The sequence below is a fragment of the Neobacillus sp. SuZ13 genome, from assembly GCF_030123365.1.
GTDB lineage: Bacteria > Bacillota > Bacilli > Bacillales > Cytobacillaceae > Neobacillus.
Map to the genome: position 1 here is coordinate 42,026 of NZ_CP126107.1, position 23,428 is coordinate 65,453.

The following is a 23,428-nucleotide window of genomic DNA, read 5'->3' on the forward strand; positions in this document are numbered from 1 at the left end:
ATTATTAAATTTTGAAAAATAATAGTATAACTATTTAATATAGATAAGTGTTGATTTAGCAACATTTTATCTAAAAATTCCCTAAATACTACCATAATAATATTATTGTTTTTTTTATAGGAATATTAGTTCGACTCAATGCGATTCGACAAATTCCTGCATGTTTTGATACTATTGAACTACAAATACTTCGAAGTACTTAAAACATTTATGGGTGTAATAGGTAATAGTTTTAAAAATCTGGAAGTTAACGATCGTGAGTCTCCTTGCACAAAAGTTGATTTTTAGGTATATTTTGATGATAGAGACGGGAAAAAACAGGCAATAATGGTTTAATAGGGTTGTGCACTCGCCAACTATTGGAGGGATACAAAATGGAGAATAAATTAAAGACTTTTTACCTGACGACACCGATTTACTATCCTAGTGGAAATTTACATATTGGGCATGCTTATACAACTGTTGCAGGTGATGCAATGGCACGATATAAGCGGTTGCGCGGCTATGATGTTATGTACTTAACTGGGACGGATGAACATGGACAAAAGATTCAACGGAAGGCAGAAGAGGCGGGGATTACTCCGCAACAGTATGTGGATGAAATTGTTAGTGGTATTCAAGAGCTATGGAATAAACTTGATATTTCCTATGATGATTTTATTCGAACAACCCAGGATAGGCATAAACAGATTGTCGAAAAAATCTTTGCAAGACTCCTTGAACAAGGAGATATTTACCTCGATCAGTATGAAGGCTGGTATTGTACACCGTGTGAATCCTTTTTTACTGACCGGCAGCTAGTGGATGGGAATTGTCCAGATTGTGGAAGACCAGTTGAAAAGGTTAAAGAAGAATCTTACTTTTTTAGAATGAGTAAATATGTAGATCGTCTATTGCAGTACTATGAGGAAAATCCCGATTTTATCCAGCCCGAATCCCGTAAGAATGAGATGATTAATAACTTTATCAAGCCAGGTCTAGAAGACTTAGCAGTATCGAGGACAACATTTGATTGGGGAGTAAAAGTGCCTGGCAATCCAAAACACGTTATCTATGTTTGGATTGATGCACTGTCTAACTATATCACAGCACTTGGTTATGGGACAGACAATGATGCTAAATACAAAAACTATTGGCCAGCTGATGTTCATCTTGTCGGGAAGGAAATTGTCCGTTTCCATACCATCTATTGGCCAATTATGCTCATGGCTTTAGATCTTCCGCTTCCAAAGAAGGTTTTTGCCCACGGCTGGTTGTTAATGAAAGATGGAAAAATGTCCAAATCGAAGGGGAATGTGGTTGACCCTGTCACTCTAATTGACCGTTATGGTCTCGATGCTCTTCGTTATTATCTATTAAGAGAAGTTCCATTTGGAGCGGATGGCGTCTTTACACCAGAAGGATTTGTTGAACGAATTAATTTTGATTTAGCAAACGATCTTGGAAATCTTTTAAATCGTACAGTTGCGATGATTGAAAAGTATTTTAACGGGGTTATTCCTGATTATGCTAGTTCTGACAGTGAATTTGATGCTTCACTCCTGCAAGTGAATCAAGAAACCGTTCAAAAATATGAGGAAGCAATGGAGAAAATGGAATTCTCTGTCGCGCTAACAGCAATTTGGCAATTAGTCAGCCGAACCAATAAATATATTGATGAAACTAAACCATGGACATTAGCAAAGGACGAGGCAAATCGCGAGGAACTAGCTAGTGTAATGGTCCATTTGGCTGAATCATTACGAAGAATTGCCATTTTACTACAACCTTTCTTAACACGTACGCCGAATGCGATCTTTGCACAGTTGGGTATTCAAGAGGAATCGCTAAAAGCATGGGAAAGCCTTGCTGATTTTGGCTTGATTCCAAATGGAACAAAGGTTGAGAAGGCTGCGCCAATCTTCCCAAGACTTGAAATTGCGGAGGAAGTTGACTTTATTAAGACGAAAATGCAAGGTTCTGCTCCAGCAGCGGAAGAAAAGAAAGAAGAAAAGCCAGAAGAACAACCAGAAGAAATTGCTGAAATTGCGATTGATGATTTCATGAAAATTGATTTGCGTGTGGCTGAGGTTATTCAAGCCGAGCCGATTAAAAAAGCAGATAAACTTCTTAAACTTCAACTTGATTTAGGATATGAAAAACGTCAGGTTGTTTCTGGAATTGCTCAATATTATAAGCCTGAAGAATTAGTCGGCCGCAAGGTGATTTGTATTACGAATCTAAAACCTGTAAAACTGCGCGGCGAATTGTCACAGGGCATGATTTTAGCCGGCTCAAAAGACGGCCACCTTTCCCTGGCAACAGTCGACCAGACATTAGCAAACGGTGCTAAAGTAAAATAAATAATATAAGTAAAGGCGCCTGATAAGGGCGCCTTTACTTTGGGATATATCCAGATACAGCGCCTAATCAAGGCGCTTCCGCTTTTCGATTGTTCCACGTGAAACAAATTTCGGGACATTTCCTTTTTTATTTTATCTTTTGACATTAAACTGCTATAAGTGCACAATTTAGAGAAAAATAAGGAAACGAGGTTCTTGCTTACTATGCTATTCGACACACATGCACATTTAAATGATACCCAGTATAACGAAGACTTAGAAGAAGTGATTGGAAGAGCGGAACGTGAAGGAGTCACCCATATGGTGGTTGTCGGATTTGATCGACCAACCATAGAGCGAGCTATGCAATTAGCCGAAACCTATGACTTTATTTATGCCTGTGTTGGCTGGCATCCAGTTGATGCGATTGACATGACGGAAGAAGATTTAGTGTGGATAGAGGAATTAACTGCCCATCCAAAGGTTGTTGCGATTGGTGAAATGGGTTTGGATTATCACTGGGACAAATCTCCGAAGGATATTCAAAAGGAGGTTTTCCGGAAGCAAATTAGGCTGGCTAAAAAGGTGAAATTGCCAATCGTTATTCATAATCGCGAAGCTACCGCGGATATCGTGGGAATTTTAAAGGAAGAAGGTGCAGAAGAGGTAGGCGGTATTATGCACTGCTTTAGCGGCAGTCCTGAAGTGGCGATGGAATGTGTCAAAATGAACTTCTACATCTCTTTAGGCGGTCCAGTGACCTTTAAAAATGCTAGAAAGCCGAAAGAAGTAGCAGCTGAAGTACCTTTAGATAAGCTGTTAATCGAAACAGATTGCCCGTATTTAGCTCCCCATCCGTACCGCGGGAAAAGAAATGAGCCTAGTTATGTAAAACTAGTAGCTGAACAAATTGCCGAAATAAAAGGATTGACATTTGAAGAAGTGGCTGAAGCAACGACACGAAATGCTAAAAAATTATTCGCCATAAAATGATAGGGGAATTTGTCGAAGACAGTGGAAGCTTGTCTTAAAATTTAATGAAAACAAAAAGTTCTACATGTCTCCTTTTCTACATAGGATAACCGTGTCGAGAAGTTTCTCTTTGCAAATATTCTAACTTTGTGCATAATTAGAAATACCCTCGCAGAGTATGCAAGGATAGACAGCCGACAGCATGGTTCATTAATCTCTCTAAGAGAAGGAGGCGTTTTTCATCGTATTCAAAACCATGAAAAACCTGTTTCCCCAGTCTTTGAGCCGGAAGACATTGACCATTGCTTTTGCTAGTTTCGTAGTTTTGTTGACATCTCTTGGAATTCTTTTTTATGAAGGGTCAAAGAAAACTGTTGCCATCACTCTTAACAATCAGCAAAAGGTCGTAAAGACACATGCGGATACAGTCAATGAATTATTAGATGAAATGGATGTATCCATTCGCTCACAAGACTATTTGCAACCAAAGGCGAATTCAGAGGTGAAGGACCACCTTATGGTCGTATGGAAGCAAGCTAAACAGGTTCACATTGTCAAGGACAACGAGAAGAAAACGATCTGGACGACAGCTGACTCAGTAGCTGGACTCCTAAAAGAGCAGAAAATTGTTTTGAGCAAACATGATGAAATCTCACCAAGTCCGCAAGCAGCAATACAAGATAAGATGAAAATTGGATTAAAAAAAGCGTTTCATCTTACATATGTTGACGGCGGTAAAAAGCAACAAGTTTGGGCCACTTCGGCTACGGTCGCTGACTTTTTATCACAACAGGGCATTAAGCTAAATCAACTAGACCGAGTTGAACCGTCATTAACAGAAACCATTGCTAAGAATGGTGTTGTTAACGTCATTCGAGTAGAAAAAGTCACCGATGTAGTGGAAGAACCTGTTCAATTTGCTGTGGTAACCAAGAAGGATGAAAGTTTAGAAAAGGGCAAGGAAAAAACCATTACCAAGGGTAAAAAAGGCCGCATTTCTAAACAGTATGAAGTCTGGCTTGAAAATGGCAAAGAAGTATCTAGAAAATTAATAAGTGAGCAGAAGATTGCAGAGAAACAAGATAAAGTTGTGGCTGTCGGAACGAAGGAATTATCATTACAAGTTTCCCGTGGTACTGCTAATGAGCCGGGAAAAGAGTTTTATGTGACTGCAACTGCTTATACAGCGTATTGCAATGGGTGTTCAGGAAGAACTGCAACCGGACTTAATCTGCGTGCGAATCCGAACATGAAGGTAATCGCGGTTGACCCGAGAGTCATTCCGCTTGGATCAAAGGTATATGTTGACGGTTATGGTTACGCGGTGGCGGGTGACACAGGCGGTGCCATTAAGGGATATATCATTGATTTATTCATGCCATCAAAAAGTGATGCATACCGCTGGGGGCGGAAAAAAGTAAAGATTAAAGTACTAGATTAATTTCCTTTATGCAGAGGGTCCTATCCTCTGCATTTTGCTTTTTTCGTAAATTTCTTTATACTAACAACGATACTTATAAAATCAGTTTACCCCGTTAAGAGTGGGCATAAACTTTTCTTACTTAATTGTATGAATCTGTTTGATAATATAGACGAGGGACATTACAAAAATGTTTCAAGTTTTTTTCAATTTTTTATTTTTTTATTACGGAGTTACGGAGGCCTACATTAACAAAATGAAGATTAAAGAAATTATTGTTGTTGAGGGCAAGGATGATACAACAGCGATTAAACGAGCAGTTAATGCTGATACAATTGAAACAAATGGGTCGGCTGTAAATGGGACTACCATAGAAAGGGTACGGCGTGCGCAAGAGACAAGAGGCGTAATCATATTTACTGATCCCGATTTCCCAGGGGAGAAAATTAGGAAGACAATTGCTGAAGCTGTCCCTGGTTGTAAACACGCTTTTTTAACAAAGGAAGCGGCGATGGGAAAAGTCGGCGAAAGCCTTGGTGTGGAGCATGCCAGTCCAGAAGCAATTCAAGAGGCACTAAAGGATGCCCAGGTTATGAGTGAGACGTATACAGAAGAAATAACACAAGAGGACTTACTTACCGCTGGACTTGTTGGCGGCGAGGGAGCGAAAGAGAGAAGAATCATCCTGGGTGAATTTTTAAAAATAGGATATACAAATGGGAAACAGCTCCATAAGCGCTTAATGATGTTCCAAATCAGTAAACAAGAATTTTCAGAAGCACTAAGGGTTGTACGTCAGGAGGAACTACATGAATAACAAAGATATTGCTACCCCGGTAAGAACAAAAGAAATTTTAAATAAATACGGTTTTTCATTTAAGAAGAGCCTCGGTCAAAACTTTTTAATCGATACAAATATTTTAAAAAAGATTGTCAGTTTTGCGGATCTCACAGAAGATTCTGGTGCGATTGAAATCGGACCAGGTATTGGTGCGCTTACTGAGCAGCTGGCTCGGACGAGTAAAAAGGTCGTTGCTTTTGAGATCGATCAACGGTTATTACCTATCTTAAAGGATACGTTATCGCCATACCCAAATGTAAATATCATTCATAACGATGTGCTAGAAGCAGACGTTGCCGAAGTTATCACAGAAGAATTTGCTGAAATAACCGATGTTATGGTTGTAGCTAATTTACCTTATTATGTGACTACGCCTATCATTATGAAACTTCTTGAAGAGCATTTGCCAATCCGCGGGATTGTTTGTATGCTTCAAAAAGAGGTGGCAGACCGTATTTCAGCAAAGCCAGGGACAAAGGATTATGGTTCTCTTTCCATCGCTGTTCAGTATTACACAGAGGCTGAGACCGTCATGATTGTCCCAAAAACAGTATTTGTCCCGCAGCCGAATGTTGATTCAGCAGTTATTCGATTGACAAAGAGGGAACAACCAGCGGTTAAAGTAACCGATGAAGCGTTCTTTTTCCAAGTGACAAGGGCAAGTTTTGCTCAACGCCGGAAAACCCTGCTTAATAATCTAACAAGCCAGCTGCCAGATGGAAAGCAAAAAAAGGAGGAAATCCTTCAAGCCCTAAGTGCCAGTGGGATAGATCCTACCCGAAGAGGCGAGACCCTTTCCTTAGAAGAATTTGGCCGTTTAAGTGAAGAATTATATCCGTTTTTCCAATAGACCCTCGCAAAGGGTCTATTTTTTTTCACCATGAGGAAGTTATTTGCATAGCCTATGAGAGAAACCTTATTTAGGCCTATTTGCTGGTCTTATTGGAGTGACGACAGTGGATATAAAAATAAATGATATTGTCGGCAGGAGCTCGTATAACTGTGATATTCTCTTTCGTATAATTGATGTCCGAAAAATAAACGACCAGAAGTTTGCAGTCCTATATGGAGAGGATTTTCGGCTCGTAGCAGATGCCCCATACGAGGATTTGGTTGTTATTGACCATAATCAAAGAGCCAAGCTGAAGAATGAATACCGGACATTGGAGGAACAGTCATTTCGGCTGTTTACTCAAGATGTGGAATTAATCAAACAACGGCAGGAATATGCGGCGACTGGCGGCTATGCAAAACCAAGTAATTATTTTCAAATGCCAGGGAGGGTTCTCCATCTAGATGGTGATCCATCCTATTTAAAGAAATGTATGACGGTATATGAAAAAGTGGGGATCCCTGTTATGGGGATACACTGTAACGAAAAGGAAATGCCTGATCGCATTGGCGCCCTGATAGATACGTATCGTCCCGATATTCTCGTGATCACTGGGCATGATGCATATTCAAAAGCAAAAGGGAAGATGACGGATATTAATGCTTACCGTCATTCAAAACATTTCGTTCAAACGGTTAAGGAAGCACGGAAAAAAATCCCTCACTTGGATCAGCTCGTCATCTTTGCTGGAGCGTGTCAATCACATTTTGAATCATTGATTCACGCTGGGGCAAATTTCGCTAGTTCCCCAGAAAGGATTAACATTCATGCACTGGACCCTGTGTATATTGTTGCTAAAATAAGCTTTACACCTTTCATGGAACGAATCAACGTATGGGATGTATTAAGGAACACCTTAACAGGGGAAAAGGGACTTGGTGGGATTGACACAAAGGGAGTGTTAAGGACAGGGATGCCTTATCGGCCAATCCAAGAGGAGGAAGATGAATAAGCCTTTCCAAAACGAAAAGGCTTATTTTTTTTATTTTATGGCCGGTACATATTCCCGCGCAATTTAAGGCAAGCTAAAAATGTTGAATTTTAGTAGAAAAAGTAGAACAAAACATATTGACAATCTTTTTGTTTGACTGATATAATTTATGTTTTTGTTTGACATAACTATGTCAGTGTGTTATACTTTACACAGTGAGGTGGACCGAATGCCAAAAACCTTAGCCGATATTAAGAAGGCTCTTGACACAAATTTAGGGAAAAGATTACTGCTTAAAGCCAATGGTGGACGTAGAAAAACCATTGAACGTTCCGGTGTTTTAGCAGAAACTTATCCATCTGTTTTTGTTATTGAATTAGATCAGGATGAAAACTCATTCGAACGTGTTTCTTACAGCTATGCGGATGTATTAACAGAAACAGTTCAAATCACTTTCTATGAAGATGCATCAGGACATTTAGCCTTAAATTAGTATATAAGCAATCTGCAGCAGTAAACAAATGTTTACTGCTTTTTGCTATCTAAAAAGAGAAAGCTGCTAAATGATGAGTCTAGAGAGAGTGAACAATGTGATCCATCATAAATACCAAATTCTATCCCATACTAATAATGCTGTAGTATGAAAGGGGTTGTTTAGATGGGCAGAAGAAGAGGAATAATGTCCAGTCACTTTAAAGAAGAGTTGGCAAAGGAACTTGGATTTTATGATGTTGTTCAAAGAGAAGGATGGGGCGGCATAAAGGCAAAAGATGCAGGGAATATGGTCAAGCGTGCCGTTGAACTTGCACAAGAAGAGTTAGCCAATCGGAGTCCTAGAGGTTAACTTCTAAAAAAGGTACTTCCGCTTATAATTTTAATCAATCACTTACTGCAGCGAGACCAGAGGAACATGTTCCTCTGGTCTTTTTTTCTCCAATTTCTGACTTTATTTTTATTAAACATATAATAAATTATGAAATTTGATAGGATTTCGCATATCTCACGTCTTACTTTTATCTTTTTGTGGTAAAATAGGACAAAATGTGGATTTTCGGAAAAAGAAAAGTGGAAGCGCACGTTTAGCGACGTATGGACTGGAGCGCTCCAACCGAGATAAAGGAAACACGAAGAGCAATAGCGATTCGATGTTGACTTATCGTAGGGCGGAGAGCGAAGTCCACTAGCCGTTGGGCGCTGGAACTGGACAAAAAAAGTGGAAGCGCCCGTAGCGCTGAACTGGACAATATAGAAGTAGGTGGACGTAGTGAAGCTTTTAGTAAAAGCACCGGCCAAAATTAATTTAGCATTAGATGTTCTACATAAACGACCCGATGGTTTCCATGAGGTGGAAATGATTATGACCACGATTGATTTGGCGGACCGGGTAGAGTTAGAGTTATTAAATGAAGATAAAATACATATCCTTTCTCACAATCGCTATGTTCCTGATGACCAGCGTAATTTAGCTTTTCAGGCCGCCCAGCTCCTAAAAGATCGATTCCATGTCAAACAAGGTGTGATGATCTCAATTGAAAAGACCATTCCGGTCGCAGCTGGACTTGCGGGAGGAAGCAGTGATGCTGCAGCCACCTTAAGAGGTTTGAATAAGCTTTGGAATCTTGGATTAACGATGGATGAATTGGCCGAACTTGGCAGCGAAATTGGGTCGGATGTTTCCTTTTGTGTTTATGGCGGGACAGCCTTGGCAAAGGGGAGAGGGGAAATTATTACACAAATACCCGCCCCGCCGACATGCTGGGTCATCCTGGCAAAGCCTTTTATAGGGGTGTCAACAGCTGAAGTATACCGAAGGCTGGATATTAATGGAACGGTCCATCCTAATATCGCTAGTATGATTGATGCCATTCATGAGCGTGATTACCAAAAGGTATGCGGCAACGTTGGGAATGTCTTAGAAGAGGTAACGTTAAACCTTCATCCTGAAGTTGCGCTCATTAAGGAACAAATGAAACGTTTTGGTGCGGATGCAGTCCTAATGAGCGGGAGCGGACCGACTGTGTTTGGAATTGTTCAGCATGATTCAAGAATGCACCGAATTTATAACGGATTAAGAGGATTCTGTGATCAAGTATTTGCTGTCCGAATGTTAGGAGAACGACACTCACTTGATTGAAGGCGTACGAAAATGGTATCCTTAAGTAAGAATATTCGTGTTTTTGGGGGCTTGTTATGAAATTTCGCCGCAGCGAACGATTGATTGATATGACAAATTACTTACTGGACCATCCTCGACAATTAGTACCGCTTACCTTTTTTGCCGAACGTTATGACTCTGCGAAATCCTCGATTAGTGAAGATTTGGCAATCATTAAAGAGACGTTTGAAAACAGAGGAATTGGAACGATCCAAACCGTGCCCGGGGCATCTGGCGGGGTAAAATTCTTTGTAAAAGTAAGCCATGAAAAAGCGGTACCTTTTATCAATGAATTATGTGATCTGATTGCCAATCCCGACAGGTTGTTACCTGGAGGGTATTTGTACTTAACAGATATTTTAGGCAATCCGCAGGTGGTCCAAAAAGCGGGGCGCATTATCGCCTCTGCTTATACCGACGCAAAAATAGATGTGGTTATGACTGTAGCCACAAAAGGAATTCCACTTGCCTATGCTGTAGCAAGTCAGTTGAATGTGCCTGTTGTGATCGTCCGAAGAGATAGTAAGGTTACCGAAGGTCCGACTGTGAGCATTAATTATGTATCTGGTTCAACGAAAAGAATACAAACAATGGTCCTTTCGAAACGAAGTATGAAAGAAGGTTCCCGTGTCCTGATTGTGGATGATTTTATGAAGGCTGGCGGAACAGTTATGGGTATGATCAGCCTGCTTGAGGAATTTAATGGCCATCTGGCGGGAATTGCTGTGTTAGTAGAAGCAGAAAAAATACAAGAGCGGCTCGTCGATGAATATACTTCGCTCGTGCAATTAGCTGATGTAGATGTAAAAGAAAAGCAGATTAATGTCCAAGCAGGCAATTATTTAAAAAAGTAGATGGAGGGAATTTTTATGAAAATAATTCAAACTAATCAAGCTCCGGCTGCAATTGGCCCATATTCACAAGGCATTATTGTTAATAATTTGTTCTATAGCTCTGGACAAATCCCATTGACAGCTGAAGGGTCTTTAGTAACAGGCGATATTAAAGAACAAGCTCACCAAGTATTTCAAAATTTGCAGGCGGTATTAACAGCTGCAGGTGCATCATTTGAAACAGTGGTAAAGACCACAGTATTTATTAAAAATATGGATGATTTTGCTGAATTAAATGAGGTCTATGGTGAATACTTCTCTATTCACAAACCTGCGCGTTCATGTGTCGAGGTTGCTCGATTACCGAAAGATGTATTAGTGGAAATCGAAGTGGTCGCACTCGTTAAATAAGAGATTAGATTTTTCATTCCATAGTGTTCACTATTTCGCCCTAATTTTTCAAAAATATTTTGAATATAAAGAAGGATTTTTGAAAAGATTGTTGAATTTATTTACTTAGCTTTTTATCTAAAGAAAAGGGTGTGAGCACATGGAAGTAACTGACGTAAGATTACGCCGCGTTAGCACAGATGGAAGAATGAGAGCGATTGCATCAATCACTTTGGACAATGAGTTTGTCGTTCATGACATTCGTGTTATTGACGGAAATAACGGTTTATTTGTAGCTATGCCAAGCAAACGTACTCCTGATGGAGAATTTCGTGACATTGCGCATCCAATCAATTCAGGAACACGCGGTAAAATCCAAGAAGCTGTTTTGGCTGAGTACCACCGTCTAGGTGAATTGGAAGTAGAATTTGAAGAAGCCGGAGCTTCCTAAGGATTTTTACAACTAGGGCCTTTCTTCTATGAAGGCTCTTTTTAATGTGCAAAAGGCACTTCCTCCCCTCATCAGCCTCTTACCTTTCTCTCAATCTTAAATTAATTCATTATTACAAAAATAGACACTTCCTTCACATACCTTGAAAAGAGCGTTCAATTACGTTAATATTTTTAGTGGATAAATAGGTTAATTGGAGGACTGTTCATGTCTAATCGTTATGCTGTGATTTTAGCCGCGGGACAAGGGACGCGGATGAAATCTAAGCTATATAAAGTATTACACCCAGTATGCGGAAAACCAATGGTCCAACATGTGGTTGACCAAATAACGAAACTTAATATAAAAGAAATTGTCACAATTACTGGCCATGGGGCAGAAATGGTTCAAGCACAATTAGGTGACAGCAGTCAATATGCTCTTCAGGATCAGCAGTTAGGAACTGCCCATGCTGTAAGCCAAGCACAGAATATCCTTGAAGGCAAAGCAGGAGTAACGATTGTTGTGTGTGGTGATACTCCTTTAATTAGAGCAGAAACAATGGAAGATTTATTTAAACACCATGAAGAATTAGGAGCAAAAGCGACGATTCTTACAGCAAGAATTGAAGACCCGACAGGATACGGCCGAATTATTCGTAACGCTGACGGTTTGGTAGAAAAAATTGTTGAACACAAAGATGCCTCTGAAGATGAAAGGAAAATCAATGAAATCAACACAGGAACCTATTGCTTTGATAATACAGCCTTATTTGAAGCATTAAAGAATGTTTCGAATGACAATGTACAAGGCGAATATTATTTACCTGATGTCATTGAAATTTTAAAGAAGCAGGGGGAAGTGGTCACAGCTTTCCAAACAAATGAATTTGAAGAAACTCTAGGTGTGAATGATCGTGTCGCACTTGCAGAAGCAGAGCGAATTATGCGCGCTCGCACGAATGCAGCTCATATGAGGAACGGGGTAACCATTATTGACCCTGCCAATACCTACATTGAAACGGATGTTGAAATCGGTCAGGACACGGTGATCTATCCAGGAACGATGATTAAAGGCAAAACCGTGATTGGATCTGAATGCCATATTGGACCAAATTCAGAAATAGATTCGTGTGAAATTGGCGAGAAAACGGTAGTCCGCCAATCAGTTGCACATAATAGTTCTATTGGTGCTCATGTCAATATTGGGCCATTTGCTCATATTCGTCCAGATTCGACAATTAAAGATGAAGTAAAAATAGGCAACTTCGTGGAAATTAAAAAAGCTGTCTTTGGAGAAGGAAGCAAAGCCTCCCATCTGAGTTATATTGGTGACGCAGAGGTAGGTTCTGATGTGAATATCGGCTGCGGTTCCATTACAGTTAATTATGACGGAAAAAATAAATTTTTAACTAAGATTGAAGATGGAGTCTTTATTGGCTGCAATTCAAATCTAGTTGCCCCTGTTACTATTGGGAAGGGTGCATATGTGGCGGCAGGTTCGACGATTACGAAAGATGTACCAGGCGATGCCTTATCGATTGCCCGGGCCCAGCAAGTGAATAAAGAAAATTACGTACAAAAGCTGAATCTAAAGAAATAAGTGAATGATTTTAGGAGGCTATCATGTCGAATCAATATTTAGACCCAAATCTTAAGGTGTTTAGTTTAAATTCAAATCTCCCTCTTGCAAGAGAAATCGCGAAATTCATCGGTGTTGAATTAGGAAAATGTTCGGTTACAAGATTTAGTGACGGTGAAATTCAAATTAATATCGAAGAAAGTATTCGTGGCGGCGATGTGTATGTTATCCAGTCGACTAGCCAGCCAGTAAATGAAAATATTATGGAATTATTAATCATGATTGATGCGTTAAAAAGAGCATCTGCCAAGACCATTAATATTGTTATGCCTTATTATGGCTATGCACGTCAGGACCGTAAGGCACGTGCACGTGAGCCAATTACAGCTAAATTAGTGGCAACTCTGCTTGAAACGGCAGGAGCGACCCGCGTTATCTGTCTTGATTTGCACGCGCCGCAAATTCAAGGATTCTTTGATATTCCTACAGATCATTTAATGGGTGTACCGATCTTAGCGGATTATTTTAAATCAAGAGAATTCCAAAGCGATATTGTCATTGTCTCTCCAGACCATGGCGGCGTGACAAGAGCCCGCAAAATGGCTGAGCGGTTAAAAGCACCAATTGCGATTATTGATAAACGCCGTCCAAGACCAAACGTAGCGGAAGTCATGAATATCGTCGGTAATATCGAAGGAAAAACAGCGATTTTGATTGATGATATTATTGATACAGCCGGTACAATCACACTAGCTGCTAACGCCCTAATTGAAAACGGTGCATCAGAAGTGTATGCTTGCTGTACTCATCCAGTTCTATCAGGACCTGCGATCGAACGAATTCAAAATTCAAACATCAAAGAATTAGTTATTACCAATTCGATTGCACTTCCAGAGGAGAAAAAGATTGATAAAATCGTTAACCTTTCCGTTGCTCCGCTTCTTGGTGAAGCAATTATTCGGGTTCACGAAGAGCAATCCGTAAGTACATTGTTTGATTGATCAAAAGTTTAAGGATCTGGCCAATAAGGCTGGATCCTATTTTGTGTTAAAGACATCTTCCTGTTTTAGATAATCCGCTAAAAAAATGTTTAGATCCACCTGTTTTGGGGCATTTTTATATAGACAGTTTTCGATAAAATAGGAGGGTGTTAAACATGAGTACTGTTTTACAGGCAAAGGAACGGAAGGAACTTCGTCACTCAGAATTAAAGCAAATTAGAACGAATGGAAATATCCCGGCCATCATTTATGGTACCAAGGTTGATAGTAAGCCAGTGTATGTTAGTTCGGCTGATTTAACGAAAACAATCCGCCAAGTGGGCCGGAATGGAGTTATCTCTTTAGATGTGGATGGCAGCAAACAGGATGTAGTCTTAACCGATTACCAAGAGGATTCAATTAAAAGAGAAATCATCCATGTTGATTTCTTAGCGGTCGATAAATCCTCCAAGATTAATGTAGAGGTAAGACTTGTTTTAGCAGGGGATGCAGCAGGTGTAAAGGATGGCGGTGTCTTACAGCAGCCGCTTCATCAATTATCGGTTACGTCGACACCGGATAATATCCCGCAACAAATTGAGGTCGATGTAACGAATCTGCAGGTCGGCGAAACACTAACCATTGCAGACATTCTCAACCAAGGATCTACTTTCCAAATCAATCATGAAAATGATGAAGTGATTGCTTCAATCCTACCACCAAAACAAGAAGATGAGATCAATGCAGGAGAGCAGCAAGATGGCGGCCATCCTGATAATGAAGAAGGCAGAGAGACCACTCCAGAATAAAAAGACATGCACCTTAGGGTAGACAATGTTCTCTGTTCACTGTAAATTAAAGAGTAGCAACAAGGCGTAATCTTTACAAGGTTACGTCTTTTACCTCATTACACTCTCATGGGAGAAAAAACATGTTTCGAAAATTATTTAAAAGGTTGGCTAAACCGGAAGAGGTGGGACCCAGAATGAAATTAATAGTTGGTTTAGGTAACCCTGGGAAACAATATGAACATACGAGGCACAATATTGGATTTGAAGTCATTGATGCACTATCAAGTACTTTTTCTATTCCACTTAACCAATCTAAATTTAAGGGGCTGTATGGAATGGGTTTTTATAACGGCGAAAAGGCAATTTTGTTAAAACCGCTGACCTATATGAATCTATCCGGAGAATCAATTAGGGCTGTCATGGATTATTATGAAATAGCCCAGGAGGATTTGCTCGTTATTTACGATGATCTTGACTTGCCCGTTGGAAAGATTAGACTTAGGCAAAAAGGGAGCCCAGGTGGACATAATGGAATTAAGTCAACAGTTGCTCATCTTGGCACCCAGGAGTTTAACCGAATTAGAATTGGAATCGATCGCCCTCAAGCAGGAATGAGCGTGCCTGATTATGTTCTTGGCCGTTTTCGTCCAGATGAAAAAGCACCAATGGAAGAGGCCGTGAAAAAAAGTGCAGAAGCCTGCACAGCGTGGCTAGAGAAGCCTTTCTTGCAAGTAATGAATGAGTATAATCAGTCATGATGATTCATGAATTACCCATTTGTTTCATACAATAAACAATAAAAAGATATGTTGGATCATGATGATAACGTTTTCTAATTGAATAAGTTCCTCCCAGAAGGTTCATACTATTAAGGAATCCTAGATTAGGGAGGGACAGGCGTGGCCATCCATTACCATTGTCGTCATTGTGGTACCAGCCTTGGTTCGATTGACAAAGCATCCATACACAGCGAAGCCCTCGGTCTTCATAAATTAAATGATCAAGAAAGACTGGAAATGGTTGCGTATGACTCATCTGGCGATATTCATATCACAGCCATTTGCGAAGACTGTCAAGAAGCTTTAGAACGGACACCAGATTACCACCAATACGATTTCCTTATTCACTAACCAGCTTTGGACTGATTATCCAAAGCGTTTTTCTATTTATAATTTACTAATATAAGAATAATAATATGATTTTTGATGAAAGAAGGAGGGAGGAGAAACCTTGAATGCTTTAACATCGTTATTCCTCAAGCAGGAAGATGTCCATTCCGTGATTGCAGGGGTGGAGGAGGGCCTAAAGGAACAGCTGATTGCCGGGTTATCGGGTTCGTCTAGAACCGTTTTAGCCGCATCTATTTACGAACAAATGCAAAGGCCGATCATGCTCGTCACCCATAATCTATTACAAGCCCAAAAGCTTTATGATGATATTGTCAATCTATTAAGCGAGAAGGAAGTTTTCCTTTTCCCTGCCAATGAGTTAATTGCTGCCGAAATGAGCATTGCCAGTCCTGAATTAAAGGCACAAAGAATAGAGGCCTTAAACTACTGGAGCAAGCATAAAAAAGGAATATTAATTGTCCCGATTGCAGGATTAAAGAAAATTGTCCCGCCAAAGTCAATGTGGGAGAAATACCAACTCTCGTTAAAATTAGGAGAAGATATAAATATCGACCAAACCTTAAATACATTTGTCAAAATGGGGTATGTTCGAGCAGAAATGGTGACAACGCCGGGAGAATTTAGTGTAAGAGGCGGAATCATTGATATTTATCCGCTAACGGAAGCCAATCCGCTTCGAATTGAGTTATTTGATACAGAAATCGACTCGATTCGTTCCTTCTCATTAGAAGACCAGCGCTCGAAGGAAAAGGTTTCAGAGATTCAGATTGGACCGGCAACAGAGGTATTATTGGAAGCGGAGAATTATAGCAAAATTGTTGAGCAGCTTGAAGCAGGGTTAGGGAAAAGCCTTCGAAAGCTGAAGGATGATAAGGCAAAAATGCAGTTGTCACAGAATATCAGTTTTGAATTAGAGCAATTAAAAAATGGACAGAAGCCTGATCAAGTTTTTAAATACCTATCACTAGCCTACGAAAGTGCTAGTAGTCTACTAGACTACCTGCCAAGAAATGGACTTGTATTTATTGACGAAATAAGCCGGGTTCAAGAAATGAATGATTCATTAGTAAAAGAAGAAGCAGAATGGTATACAAGTCTACTTGGGACCGGTCAGATTGTCCATGATTTACATATTTCCCATGACCTTACTGCCCTTTTGCAAAAAAAGGAATGGCCGCTCGTTTATATGTCCTTATTTTTGCGGCATGTGGCAAATACTAGTCCACAAAATATTATTAATATTTCCTGCAAGCAAATGCAAAACTTCCACGGTCAAATGCATTTGTTAAAGGCAGAAGTTGACCGATGGAAAAAAAGCAATTATTCTATTTTATTTTTAGGACCCGATGAAGAACGGGTTAAAAAGCTAGAGCGTGTCCTCGAGGACTATGAAATTAATGCGAGCGTTATCAAGAGCGGGCAACAGCTGCTGCCTGGTAATGTTCAGATTATGCAAGGAAATCTGCAAACAGGTTTTGAACTGTCAATCCAGAAAATAGCGGTGATTACTGAGGAAGAACTATTTAATAAACGAGTCAAAAAATCTACTAATCGCCAAAAACTATCAAATGCTGAAAGAATTAAGAGCTACTCTGAGCTAAAAATCGGTGATTATGTAGTCCACGTTAATCACGGTATCGGTAAGTATTTAGGGATTGAAACGCTTGTCATTAACGGCATTCATAAGGATTATCTCCATATCCGTTATCAAGGAACAGACAAACTGTACGTCCCTGTCGAACAGATTGACCTGGTCATGAAGTACGTTGGTTCGGAAGGTAAAGAGCCAAAGATCTATAAGCTGGGCGGAACAGATTGGAAAAAGGTCAAGAAAAAGGTTCAATCTTCTGTTCAAGATATTGCCGACGATTTAATTAAATTATATGCAGAACGGGAAGCAGCGGTTGGTTATGCTTATTCACCTGATGGGGATTTGCAAAAAGACTTTGAAACATCGTTTGCTTACCAAGAAACAGATGATCAATTGCGCTCCATTCATGAGATTAAAAAAGACATGGAAAGGCCGCGTCCGATGGATCGTCTCCTTTGTGGGGATGTTGGCTATGGAAAAACAGAGGTTGCAATTCGTGCTGCCTTTAAGGCCATCGCTGACGGCAAGCAAGTAGCTTTTCTGGTTCCAACTACCATTTTGGCCCAGCAGCATCATGAAACATTACGAGAAAGATTTCAGGATTATCCGATTAATATTGGCCTGTTAAACCGCTTCCGTTCGAAAAAACAACAAACAGAAACAATTAAAGGATTAAAGGCAGGGACCATTGATATTGTCGTAGGAACACACCGCTTGCTTTCAAAAGATATTGTTTACCGTGATTTAGGCCTGTTGATTATTGATGAAGAACAGCGTTTTGGAGTTACTCATAAGGAAAAGATTAAGAAACTAAAAACAAATGTCGATGTCTTAACTTTGACAGCAACACCAATCCCTCGAACGCTGCATATGTCTATGCTTGGTGTCAGAGATTTATCGGTCATTGAAACGCCGCCTGAAAACCGATTCCCTGTCCAAACGTATGTGATGGAATATAATGGATCTTTGGTGCGAGAAGCGATTGAAAGGGAACTAGCCCGAGACGGACAAGTATATTATTTATATAACAGGGTGGAAGATATTGAACGAAAAGCGGAAGAAATATCGATGCTTGTGCCGGATGCACGCGTAGTTTGTGCTCATGGTCAGATGACAGAAAATGAATTAGAAACGGTGATGATCGGCTTTTTAGCAGGTGAATTTGATGTTCTTGTTAGTACCACCATCATTGAAACCGGTGTGGACATACCGAATGTAAATACCTTGATCGTCTATGATGCGGATCGAATGGGGCTTTCTCAGCTTTATCAACTCCGCGGACGCGTCGGTCGTTCAAATCGTGTCGCCTATGCCTATTTCACTTATCGAAAAGATAAAGTCTTAACGGAAGTCGCAGAAAAGCGTCTTCAAGCTATTAAGGAATTTACCGAATTAGGTTCTGGTTTTAAAATTGCAATGCGTGATTTATCGATCAGGGGAGCGGGTAATTTACTAGGTGCCCAACAGCATGGCTTCATTGACTCTGTTGGTTTTGACCTTTATTCACAGATGTTAAAAGAGGCGATTGAAGAACGAAAAGTAACCATTGGTGTGGCTGGAACAGCCGCAAAAAAATCAGTCGAAATTGATCTTGAAATTGATGCCTATATTCCTGATACATATATTAAGGATGGGCATCAAAAGATAGAGATGTATAAACGGTTCAGGGGTGCTGAGTCCCTGGATGATATTGAGGAACTTGAATCGGAAATGCTTGACCGTTATGGTGAGTATCCAGAAGAGGTTGCCTCTTTATTTCAGATAGCTGAAATGAAGGTTTATGCTCTGCTTAATGGTGTGGAACAAATTAAACAGAATAAACAAGAAGTAACCATTTTAATAAATGAAGAGGTGACCAACACCATTGATGGAAGTAAGATTTTCCAAATTGGCAGTCAGTTTGGCCGAAATGTTACTCCTGGAATGGAAGGTCCTCGACTAAAAATTGTCATTAAGATCAAGGATTATCCTGTGTCACAATGGTTGAACATTGCCTTTGAGATGGTTAAGGGTGTGTCCAAAGCTAAAAAGGGCCATGAGAACCCCGTAAATTAAGGGAAATTGACTAACACAAAGGTAAATGACTCAAGTTAACCGTTTGAGCGAATCATTCCAGAGATATGAAGCTTTATCCAATTTGGGATAATTCTAAGATATTTGAAAAAATATTACGTTTATGTATATAACTTTCCAGATGAAAGATACTAAGTTCAAAGTTGGTGATGAATACAATTTCAGGAAAGTGAATCATTACCAAGTTGAATAATCATCAGATGAAAGTGAGGCAACATTGGATGAAAGCAACTGGAATAGTTCGTCGAATCGATGATTTGGGTCGTGTTGTCATTCCCAAAGAAATACGCAGAACTCTGCGTATCCGTGAAGGGGATCCGTTAGAGATTTTTGTTGATCGAGACGGAGAAGTCATCTTGAAAAAATATTCACCTATTAGTGAGTTGGGTGATTTTGCTAAAGAATATGCTGAAGCACTTTTTGATAGCCTTGGAAACCCCGTGTTAATTTGTGATAGAGATTCTGTCATCGCAATGGCTGGTGGTTCTAAGAAGGAATACTTAAATAAGAATATTAGTGATGTTATTGAAAAAACAATGGAAGAACGAAATTCAGTCCTTAACACGCAAAAGGGAGACATTTCCTTAGTGGATGGAAATGAGGAAGCGGTGACTTCCTATACCATTGGACCGATTATTGCAAATGGTGACCCAATCGGAGCAGTTATTATTTTTTCTAGAGAAGGAACTCTTGGCGAAGTGGAACAAAAGGCGGTTGAAACCGCAGCAGGTTTCCTCGCTCGACAAATGGAATCATAAAAAAAGGCAGCGAGAGCTGTCTTTTTTATTTAGCTTAAAAAAGCTCTTCCTATGCTATAATACAATTCGAGTTTGTATTATTATGTCTAGCTCCAGCGCCCAGCGGCTAGTGTACTTCGCCCTTTTCCCTACGATAAGTCAACATCGGATTCACTAACGTTCTCCGTGTTTCCTTTATCTCGGTCAAAGAGCTCCAGTCCATACGCCGCTAAACGGGCGCTTCCGCTTTTCTATTTGGTAGGTGAATGAATGAGGTCTGTGAATCAGTCTAAAGCTCTGTTTAGGGGGGCTTTTATTTTAATGCTTGCGGCACTAATCACTAAAATATTAAGTGCCTTTTACCGGATTCCTTTTCAAAACATTGTTGGCGATATCGGTTTTTACATATACCAACAAGTGTACCCGTTTTATGGAATGGCCATCGTCCTGTCGACGACAGGTTTTCCGGTTGTTATTTCTAAGCTTTATGCGGAGCAGAAACTAAAAGGTGATGATATAAAATCTCGTCTTCTGCTGTTTTTCTCCTTTATTTATTTGCAATTATTTGGTTTTCTTTGTTTCTTGATTCTTTATTTTGGGGCGGGCAGTATCGCTGTTTGGATGAATGACCCCCATCTAGCCATTCTCTTACGCGTTGTCTCGGTTGTGTTTTTAATGTTTCCGCTTATGTCAATCTTACGTGGGTATTACCAAGGAATTGGCGACATGGTTCCTACCGCCTTATCTCAGGTGGGGGAACAATCAACTAGGGTGGTAACCATTCTCTTTCTGGCATATCTTTTTATGGAAAGAGGCTATTCTCTGTACCTTGTCGGCGGAGGGGCAATGTTTGGCTCGATTACAGGTAGTATGGTCTCAGGAATCATCTTGTTTATGTTTTTGTGGATTCGTAAAGAATGGAAGGTAATAGCACCTAGTCGAGGTATGTTTCAAAACTATGCTGGTGAGGCCAAAAAGATCCTAAAGGCACTGATCTTTCAAGGTCTAACGATTTGTATCAGCGGAATGCTGATGATTTTTATCCAGTTAGGGGATTCGTTAAATCTCTTCTCCCTGCTTGTCTCAAGCGGAATTGAAAAGGACGTGGCTAAGGGCCTTAAGGGGATATTTGATCGGGGGCAGCCGCTTATTCAGTTAGGAACCATTGCTGCGACCTCAATGTCGTTAACACTCGTTCCCTTAATTACAAGAGAGCGTTTATCTGCCAAACCGGAATTTTTACAACACAAAATTCAGGTTGCCCTTAAGGTAAGTGTAATCATTGGTGTTGGGGCTTCGGCTGGACTATGGGCTATAATTGAACCAACAAATACGATGCTTTTTGAAAATAACACAGGATCTGAGGTCATCGGTGTGCTTGGTTTTATGATCCTATTTACATCAATTACATCAACGATCATTGCAATAATGCAAGGGCTGGGTGTCATGCTTTTTCCTGCCATCGTTTCTGCCCTTGCCTTTCCATTAAAATATATACTAAATGGTGTGTTCGTTCCCTTATATGGAACTATGGGCGCGGCCATTTCATCACTGGTTTCACTATGTCTCGTCACAGTTCTGTTATTGGTTCAATTTAAAAAAATCACCAGGATCTCGCTATTTTCTCTTCGCTTTGCATGGACGGTGATCATGGCGACAGCAGCTATGGTCGTCTTTTTAAAAATTTATTTATATTTATTGGGCACAGGTGATGTTGGACGAATCGAGGCCGTCTTTCAATCGCTAAGTTCCGCTATATTAGGTGGACTCCTCTTTTTATTCGTGATGATTAGAGGTAGGGTGTTTCATGAGGAAGAACTATCATTATTTCCATTTGGAAGTAAATTAATAAAATTAATGGCCCGAAAGGATAGGAATAAATGGTGAAAAAGATCGAAATTCTTGGTTTAGGTGCAGGAGATTTAGCACAGCTTCCCGTTGGGGTATATAAGAAATTACTGAACACAGGAGAGGTATTTTTACGGACAAAGGAGCATCCTGTTGTTTCTGAGTTAGAAAAAGAAGGATTTACTTATCTTTCGTTTGATTCAATTTATGAAAAACATGATCAATTTGAGGAAGTATATGAAGAAATTGTTCAGACACTATTGCATAAGGCCGGCCGCGAGACGGTGGTTTATGCGGTTCCAGGTCATCCGCTTGTGGCGGAGCGGACCGTACAGCTCCTTATAGAGTATGGGCCAAATCGAGGGGTTGAAGTTACAATTGGCGGCGGTCAAAGCTTTATTGACGCCTTATTCACCTCGTTAAAAATTGACCCCATTGAAGGATTTCAATTGCTTGATGGGACATCACTTTCCAAAGAGCAGCTGCAGATTGAACAACATATGATCATTGGCCAAGTATATGACCAATTTGTTGCTTCCAACGTGAAATTAACGTTAATGGAAAAATTACCTGATGATTATTTGGTATATATTGTAACGGCAGCAGGAAGCAGTCAGGAAATCATCGAGAAAGTACCTTTATATGAGTTGGATCGAAATGTATCGATCAACAATTTAACGTCCGTTTATATCCCGCCAGTCAAAGAGGAACAAATTCTGTTGAAGACTTTTTCAAAGCTCAGGGAAATTATTGCCGAACTAAGAAGTCCAACAGGCTGCCCTTGGGACCGGGAGCAAACACATGAATCCTTAAAGAAATACTTAATTGAAGAAACCTACGAAGTTATTGATGCGATAAATAGTGGAGATATAGATCATTTAATCGAAGAACTTGGTGATGTACTGTTGCAGGTCATGCTCCATGCACAAATTGGTGAGGATGATGGTTATTTTTCGATAGATGACATTATTGAAGGATTATCAGCGAAGATGATTCGACGCCATCCCCATGTGTTTGGAAATGTTGAGGCAGACAATGCAGAAGAGGTCCTTCGAAATTGGCAGGAGATTAAGAAACAGGAAAAGGGTGGAGAAAAACCTGCCTCTTTACTTGAGGGTGTGTCAATGGCATTACCGAATCTGTTAAGAGCCTATGAACTACAAAAGAAAGCAGCCAAGGTTGGCTTTGATTGGCAGGAAATTACCCCTGCTTTGGAGAAAGTGAAGGAAGAGCTCGAAGAATTTGTGCAGGAACTAGATGACACAGAAGAAGGGATGGAACGAGCGAAAGGGGAATTTGGTGATTTATTATTTGCGTTTGTGAATGTCGCTAGATTCTTAAAGATTCATCCAGAAGAAGCTTTGTTTGAAACAAATGAAAAGTTTACACGCCGGTTTCAGTTTATCGAGGAAAGGGTAAAGGAAAGTGGCAGGACATTTGAGGAACATACACTTGAACAACTTGACCATTATTGGGATGAAGCAAAAGTTAAGGGATTATAAAAGAGGGGGA

At 40.1% G+C, this 23,428-nt stretch carries 21 protein-coding genes; all 21 read left to right on the forward strand.

Features of this window, described 5'->3' with window-relative positions:
* Positions 1-374: 374 nt before the first annotated feature.
* Positions 375-2,342: a methionine--tRNA ligase gene (gene metG, locus QNH17_RS00220; RefSeq protein ID WP_283876904.1), complete on the forward strand. Its 1,968-nt coding sequence runs from the start codon at positions 375-377 to the stop codon at positions 2,340-2,342.
* Positions 2,343-2,546: 204 nt separating this feature from the next.
* A complete protein-coding gene (locus QNH17_RS00225; RefSeq protein WP_283876905.1) occupies positions 2,547-3,314 on the forward strand; it encodes a TatD family hydrolase in 768 nt (255 codons plus the stop codon).
* Between the two features lie 235 nt (positions 3,315-3,549).
* Positions 3,550-4,734, forward strand: a complete 1,185-nt coding sequence (locus tag QNH17_RS00230; RefSeq protein ID WP_283876906.1) for a G5 and 3D domain-containing protein — start codon at positions 3,550-3,552, stop codon at positions 4,732-4,734.
* A gap of 235 nt (positions 4,735-4,969) precedes the next feature.
* Positions 4,970-5,530, forward strand: coding sequence for a ribonuclease M5 (gene rnmV, locus QNH17_RS00235; protein WP_283876907.1), 561 nt, complete (start codon positions 4,970-4,972; stop codon positions 5,528-5,530).
* Positions 5,523-6,404, forward strand: coding sequence for a 16S rRNA (adenine(1518)-N(6)/adenine(1519)-N(6))-dimethyltransferase RsmA (gene rsmA / locus QNH17_RS00240; RefSeq protein ID WP_283876908.1), 882 nt, complete (start codon positions 5,523-5,525; stop codon positions 6,402-6,404). The genes rnmV and rsmA overlap by 8 nt, the downstream gene beginning before the upstream one ends.
* Before the next feature lie 106 nt (positions 6,405-6,510).
* Positions 6,511-7,398, forward strand: coding sequence for a sporulation peptidase YabG (gene yabG, locus QNH17_RS00245; RefSeq protein ID WP_283876909.1), 888 nt, complete (start codon positions 6,511-6,513; stop codon positions 7,396-7,398).
* Between the two features lie 208 nt (positions 7,399-7,606).
* Positions 7,607-7,870: a biofilm formation stimulator Veg gene (gene veg / locus QNH17_RS00250; RefSeq protein ID WP_066249244.1), complete on the forward strand. Its 264-nt coding sequence runs from the start codon at positions 7,607-7,609 to the stop codon at positions 7,868-7,870.
* Positions 7,871-8,035: 165 nt separating this feature from the next.
* Complete coding sequence (locus tag QNH17_RS00255; RefSeq protein ID WP_283876910.1) at positions 8,036-8,221, forward strand: small, acid-soluble spore protein, alpha/beta type; 186 nt, start codon at positions 8,036-8,038, stop codon at positions 8,219-8,221.
* Between the two features lie 420 nt (positions 8,222-8,641).
* Complete coding sequence (gene ispE / locus QNH17_RS00260; protein WP_283876911.1) at positions 8,642-9,511, forward strand: 4-(cytidine 5'-diphospho)-2-C-methyl-D-erythritol kinase; 870 nt, start codon at positions 8,642-8,644, stop codon at positions 9,509-9,511.
* 56 nt (positions 9,512-9,567) lie between these two features.
* Positions 9,568-10,386, forward strand: a complete 819-nt coding sequence (gene purR, locus QNH17_RS00265) for a pur operon repressor (protein ID WP_144555608.1) — start codon at positions 9,568-9,570, stop codon at positions 10,384-10,386.
* Positions 10,387-10,401: 15 nt separating this feature from the next.
* A complete protein-coding gene (locus tag QNH17_RS00270; protein WP_283876912.1) occupies positions 10,402-10,776 on the forward strand; it encodes a RidA family protein in 375 nt (124 codons plus the stop codon).
* 139 nt (positions 10,777-10,915) lie between these two features.
* Positions 10,916-11,206 (forward strand): septation regulator SpoVG, encoded by a 291-nt coding sequence (gene spoVG / locus QNH17_RS00275; RefSeq protein ID WP_026565468.1) that lies wholly within the window; start codon positions 10,916-10,918, stop codon positions 11,204-11,206.
* Between the two features lie 207 nt (positions 11,207-11,413).
* A complete protein-coding gene (glmU, locus tag QNH17_RS00280; RefSeq protein ID WP_283876913.1) occupies positions 11,414-12,787 on the forward strand; it encodes a bifunctional UDP-N-acetylglucosamine diphosphorylase/glucosamine-1-phosphate N-acetyltransferase GlmU in 1,374 nt (457 codons plus the stop codon).
* A 23-nt stretch (positions 12,788-12,810) separates the two neighbouring features.
* On the forward strand, positions 12,811-13,767 hold the full coding sequence (locus QNH17_RS00285) for a ribose-phosphate diphosphokinase (protein ID WP_144555611.1): 957 nt from the start codon (positions 12,811-12,813) through the stop codon (positions 13,765-13,767).
* Positions 13,768-13,922: 155 nt separating this feature from the next.
* Positions 13,923-14,555, forward strand: coding sequence for a 50S ribosomal protein L25/general stress protein Ctc (locus QNH17_RS00290; RefSeq protein WP_283876914.1), 633 nt, complete (start codon positions 13,923-13,925; stop codon positions 14,553-14,555).
* A gap of 176 nt (positions 14,556-14,731) precedes the next feature.
* Entirely contained in the window at positions 14,732-15,295 is a 564-nt protein-coding gene (gene pth / locus QNH17_RS00295) for an aminoacyl-tRNA hydrolase (RefSeq protein WP_283876915.1), read from the forward strand.
* Between the two features lie 141 nt (positions 15,296-15,436).
* On the forward strand, positions 15,437-15,667 hold the full coding sequence (gene fin / locus QNH17_RS00300; protein ID WP_283876916.1) for an anti-sigma-F factor Fin: 231 nt from the start codon (positions 15,437-15,439) through the stop codon (positions 15,665-15,667).
* 100 nt (positions 15,668-15,767) lie between these two features.
* Positions 15,768-19,313, forward strand: a complete 3,546-nt coding sequence (mfd, locus tag QNH17_RS00305; protein WP_283876917.1) for a transcription-repair coupling factor — start codon at positions 15,768-15,770, stop codon at positions 19,311-19,313.
* Between the two features lie 239 nt (positions 19,314-19,552).
* On the forward strand, positions 19,553-20,089 hold the full coding sequence (gene spoVT, locus QNH17_RS00310) for a stage V sporulation protein T (protein ID WP_283876918.1): 537 nt from the start codon (positions 19,553-19,555) through the stop codon (positions 20,087-20,089).
* 249 nt (positions 20,090-20,338) lie between these two features.
* Positions 20,339-21,955: a putative polysaccharide biosynthesis protein gene (locus QNH17_RS00315; protein ID WP_283876919.1), complete on the forward strand. Its 1,617-nt coding sequence runs from the start codon at positions 20,339-20,341 to the stop codon at positions 21,953-21,955.
* A complete protein-coding gene (yabN, locus tag QNH17_RS00320) occupies positions 21,949-23,418 on the forward strand; it encodes a bifunctional methyltransferase/pyrophosphohydrolase YabN (protein ID WP_283876920.1) in 1,470 nt (489 codons plus the stop codon). Before QNH17_RS00315 ends, yabN begins: the two co-directional genes overlap by 7 nt.
* Positions 23,419-23,428: the final 10 nt, after the last annotated feature.